Here is a 4,310-nt window from a genome sequence, read left to right on the forward strand (position 1 = left end):
CCTCAACAGCGCCCACATCCATGGCACCGATGTGCCGGTGGAGGAGCCGTCCACAGCATCAAACTCGGAAGAACTCAATCTGAGCAAATGTCTTCCGGGGCACCCCTGAAAGCGGACATCGCCTGATGCAGTCGGCATGTCGCAAGAGTGCCAATAGCGGCAGTCGCTTGTGACGCCAAAGGCCGTCCAGCCTGGATTAGCTCAATAGACGCGGCGATGCCGCCGGTCGTATCGTCCCTGCGACGCTGTTGCGCCCGCGTAAAACGGGTTGATGTTGCATTGGGCCGCGCGGCCGGAAGCCGACGCCCTGCATTGGTCTATCGTAAAGTAGCGGCAGTCCTCGAGATTGAGTCCTATCCCGACGACGTGCATGCAAACCGGATAATCCGGGTCATACGTCTGCGCTTGGGCCGGCGCGGCCGCCGAAACCATCCCCATCACCAAAATCGCCAAAGCCAGCATGCGCATCAGAACCTCCCTCTGGATCGACGGCACAGCATCAACGTACCGAAACAGACAAACCATATTGATCTCAATCAATTCGCACTCGCGCGCGAGCCTGCGCAAGCGCGGTGCGGGAAATTCAGACAAAGTCCGAGTCGGGTCAACAATGGTCCTGACGGCCCCGAAACGCCACTTCCGGATTACCCCGAGGAACGGACATCGCCGGACCGACCGGGTTGGTCCGGTTCGTGCCAAGACAAGAACGGACTCATGCACCGCAGCGAACACGACGCTTATTTGGTCAGCTCGTTGGCAGCGCCACGCAGGCATCCCCAACAGCGAATACCTATTTGGGGACGGCTTGCGCGTTCAGAACGCTCGCAAAAAACGCTATGGCACGCGGCATCGCGTCCTTGGTTGCCGCCGCGTTCGCCGGCACATCGCGGCGGTCCTTGCCAGGATCGTCAAAGTCGTGGGTTGCGCCGGGATAGGTCGTGATCTGGATATCGCCACCTCGCGCGCGGCTCCTGTCGATCAGTTCACCGCAATGGCGCGGCGAGATTTCCTCATCAGCGGAGCCTTGGAAGACCCTGACCGGCGCATAGGGAACGAGACCGCCGTCAAACTGCCCCTTCAATCCACACGCCGGATAAAACACCAACGCACCCCGAAACCCTGTGACCGGCGTCAGCGACGGAACGCCGGGTGCGCTGACCGACGCCATTGTGGCGAGCGCGGCGCTGCCGCCGTTCGACCATCCCTGCAACGCGATGCGATCCGGGATTACGTCGTTGCGCTTGCGAAGCCAGGCGAGCGCACCATAGGCGTCGAGCGGGCGAACCGTGACTTCGTTAAGAGTCTCGGGCCGGGAGAAGTAGCTGAAACGCAGAAAACCTTGCGGATAACCGCGCGGACCGAAGCCATCCACGAGAATGGCGAGATAGCCCTGCTGCGCCCAGAGATGCCCCCACTCCTGGTGACGCCTCGAAAGTGTCATCGCGCTGTAGTCACCGTCCGCCGCCGACGAATAGACGCCGGCTCGCCCGTGCATCATGACGACCGCCGGCATTCTTGCCGCGTGGGGGCCTTGCGGTCTGAAGATGTAGCCGACCAGCATCGTTGCGCCATCGGCGCTGAGAAAGGTGACGCGCTCAGAGAGTGGGGGAATCGGAGGCGGAGCCGCGCCCATCAGCGGGGTAATCAGAAATGCAGACAGCGCGATCAGAGCAAGAAGTCTGATCATCCAGTAACCCCCCTTACGTTCATTGGTAACAAACTTTTTGAACCCCGGTCAGGCCCAGATGACAAACATGCGGCACCGTTGGCGGACGCACGGCCCTATCAGACCCAATGTCTGTTTCGGGGTCAAACTGAGAAGTCTGACCGTCCGCCCAGCAGGTCTGTTCTTCCCCCAGAACCGGACATCGAGGCAAAGCAGCCTGCCGTCGCGGCCGTGGTGCGCGTCCGGTTGACGAATTCAATCCGAACCGTGGTAGGGGCAAAGGGCGTCGCCACCGTGTTTCGCCTTGACCGGCGTAGGGCGTATACTCACGAACGCGAGGTCTTGGGTTCAAGGCTTCTCCGCTCGAGTAACCAGTTGCCTGAAATAATACCAAGCGAGGCCTGCGAAGATGAGACTGCCCGCAAGCCATAGCAAACCTATTGGCTGGCGCCACGCGAGTTGAAGGGCCGCGTTGATCAGCATCGTAGTTGCGGCAAAGACGCCCGCTACGCCCGCCATCACCAACTGCTTTCCGGACATCGCATTCGTCGCCGCCGCACGCATCTCGATTTGCGTAATGCGCAGGTCGGTCGGAGTGAGGGTTGCGAGCAGCGGCCGGAGCCGGCGCCGCTTCCACCAAAAGAGGATCGCAAGCGCTAAGATGACCTGCGCGACTGTGAGGATGAACATGGCGAGGATATCAAGCGCGGTCGGGTTGTCGTGACCAGTGTAAAGCCACAGTCCGACACAGGCGATGGCGACCATTAGGCACAACGTACTCCACAGAACCACCTGCCAGAGGACCGGCCGCTTCGGGACGATGATGGCCAAGAGTGCGGCTTTCTGATCCGCGTTGACCAGATAGTGCGGCGCTTCCCCGAAAGGCCATCGATATGGCTCTCGGTACACATAACCACCCGGCGCCAGTCGAAAAAGTGTTGCGGCGATCTGGGTTCGCGTATCCGTCATGGCGTGCCTCTCTTTCGCAGCATACCTCCTTAATGGACGTGCTTGGGAAACGGCTTTGACTTCTTCTGCCGGGGCTGAGCCGATGCCTTTGCCGGCGAACTAGGGCCTATTGGGGCCCGCCATGTTCGGGCGGGCTTTTTCCTTTCCCGCCCGTCGGGCGCAAGTCCCTGGTTCTTGTGGTTAAATCCGTTCTTTGATGAAGGAAATAAAGCTGGACTTCAGGACCACACGCCTTCGCCGTCCGCAGGCCGCAACGCCCGTCAAGCGCCCCGCCGGCGTCCACCGCATCCCGCTCCACGTTTCGTGACGTTGCGCAACACCCCTCGGAGGAGCGGGACGGCGACCGATATAAGGTGATTTGCGATTTCTGTAAATCCGAATTTTTTCGAAAGGTGCTGGACAGAGGGGTCGATAAATCGCCCAGGTGATTTGCCCGTCCGGGGTCAGCCGCTTCCGCACTATCCCGAGAACCGGACATCTTCGATGCCGGTTGGCAGGTCCGAAAAGTGCCAAACTCGGAAGTCGACGCTGTTATTCGAGTACATCGTCAGCCGTCGCGAGTAGCGTCGGTCGCAGATTGATACCGAGCATCTTTGCGCTTTTGAGGTTGATGACCAGCTCGAAGTTTCAAGTTATAGCGGTAACGCACGGCAGGCCGTGAAGGCGTTGTTTCACAAAGAAAGAGGCCACCAACTTTGGCGGCCTCCTTTTTATTCCTCGACTCTATTGTGCAAACTCAACGGCTGGATCGAGCCGGTGTTCGATGGAAAGGCACCGGTATTGGATAGCCATTTCTCTACAATGCTCTCGTGAAATAGGGTCGTTCGCCTGCTCTGCTCGTTGATCGAACATGCGAGCCTTTTCCAGAAGATCGTTTGCTTTAGGCATTGGAACCTCATGGTTTTAAAATCTTAATTTCGGCGAATGTTTCAATTCCCCGAACGACGCCCTCCGCATAAGTTATCGATTTGTCGGGGTCATCTTTGCGACAAAGCCGCCGAATGGCTTGTACGACTGCTTGGCAAGATCGCCGTACAGTGCGCCAATCTTCTGCGACTCGGTTACGAATGTCTCGTAAGCCGTCTTCGCGAATTCGGTTTGAACTTCAATCGCTTTGTCGGGCGACCTCACGGCTGACATCTTCTCCACAAAGGACTTTGTGTCTTCAAACGACTTCTTCATATAGTCGCCGTAAGCCGTGGCAATCGCCTGAAAGCCGCCGGGGAGGATGTTGGCTGACGCGGTCGCTGTATCGATCTGTTCTTTGCCATTTTGCTGGTCCGCGTAATTCTGACTTGAGTGGTTCTGGTTTACATTCGACATGTCGATTCCTTCTTGTTTGTTTAGCTATAGGAACAACTAGCTCGCGTTGCCAATGGTTCAGTTCCCGCTCGTTCGTAGGCCGGTCATTGTGTGTTCATATGATGATATCGGAACTCAACGTATGCTGTCACATGACGGATCAATGGGGCACGCAAAGGCGCTTTTACTCGCGTGCGACCTTCGGGCGCTGAGCGGCTCGGGTCGATGTCCGGTTGGGGTCAAAAACGGAAGTCGCGGCCTAACTGCCTGGCTGTCCGTTCTACCCCCAGGAACAGACATGGAGCTACCACTGCGCCACGTCCGTTTCGTGCCGATTGTGTTGAAAAAGGCCTTTTTCGCGATGACTGAAAAT

The 4,310-nt window shown here is 58.1% G+C and carries 5 protein-coding genes; 1 reads left to right on the plus strand and 4 read right to left on the minus strand.

Going from position 1 to position 4,310, the window contains the following annotated elements:
- Positions 1-201 precede the first annotated feature (201 nt).
- The 4 genes from QZ213_RS25315 to QZ213_RS25330 form a co-directional block, all read right to left on the minus strand.
- Entirely contained in the window at positions 202-468 is a 267-nt protein-coding gene (locus QZ213_RS25315; RefSeq protein ID WP_291688801.1) for a DUF3551 domain-containing protein, read from the minus strand.
- A 322-nt stretch (positions 469-790) separates the two neighbouring features.
- Positions 791-1,687, minus strand: a complete 897-nt coding sequence (locus tag QZ213_RS25320) for a dienelactone hydrolase family protein (protein ID WP_291688802.1) — start codon at positions 1,685-1,687, stop codon at positions 791-793.
- Positions 1,688-2,014: 327 nt separating this feature from the next.
- Entirely contained in the window at positions 2,015-2,635 is a 621-nt protein-coding gene (locus QZ213_RS25325) for a hypothetical protein (protein WP_291688803.1), read from the minus strand.
- Positions 2,636-3,595: 960 nt separating this feature from the next.
- Entirely contained in the window at positions 3,596-3,958 is a 363-nt protein-coding gene (locus tag QZ213_RS25330) for a phasin family protein (RefSeq protein WP_291688804.1), read from the minus strand.
- A gap of 121 nt (positions 3,959-4,079) precedes the next feature.
- Between QZ213_RS25330 and QZ213_RS25335 the strand changes: the two genes are divergently transcribed.
- A partial coding sequence (locus QZ213_RS25335; RefSeq protein WP_291688805.1) for a hypothetical protein occupies positions 4,080-4,310 on the plus strand: 231 nt, incomplete at its 3' end.

Source organism: Bradyrhizobium sp., assembly GCF_017881085.1.
Classification (GTDB): domain Bacteria; phylum Pseudomonadota; class Alphaproteobacteria; order Rhizobiales; family Xanthobacteraceae; genus Bradyrhizobium.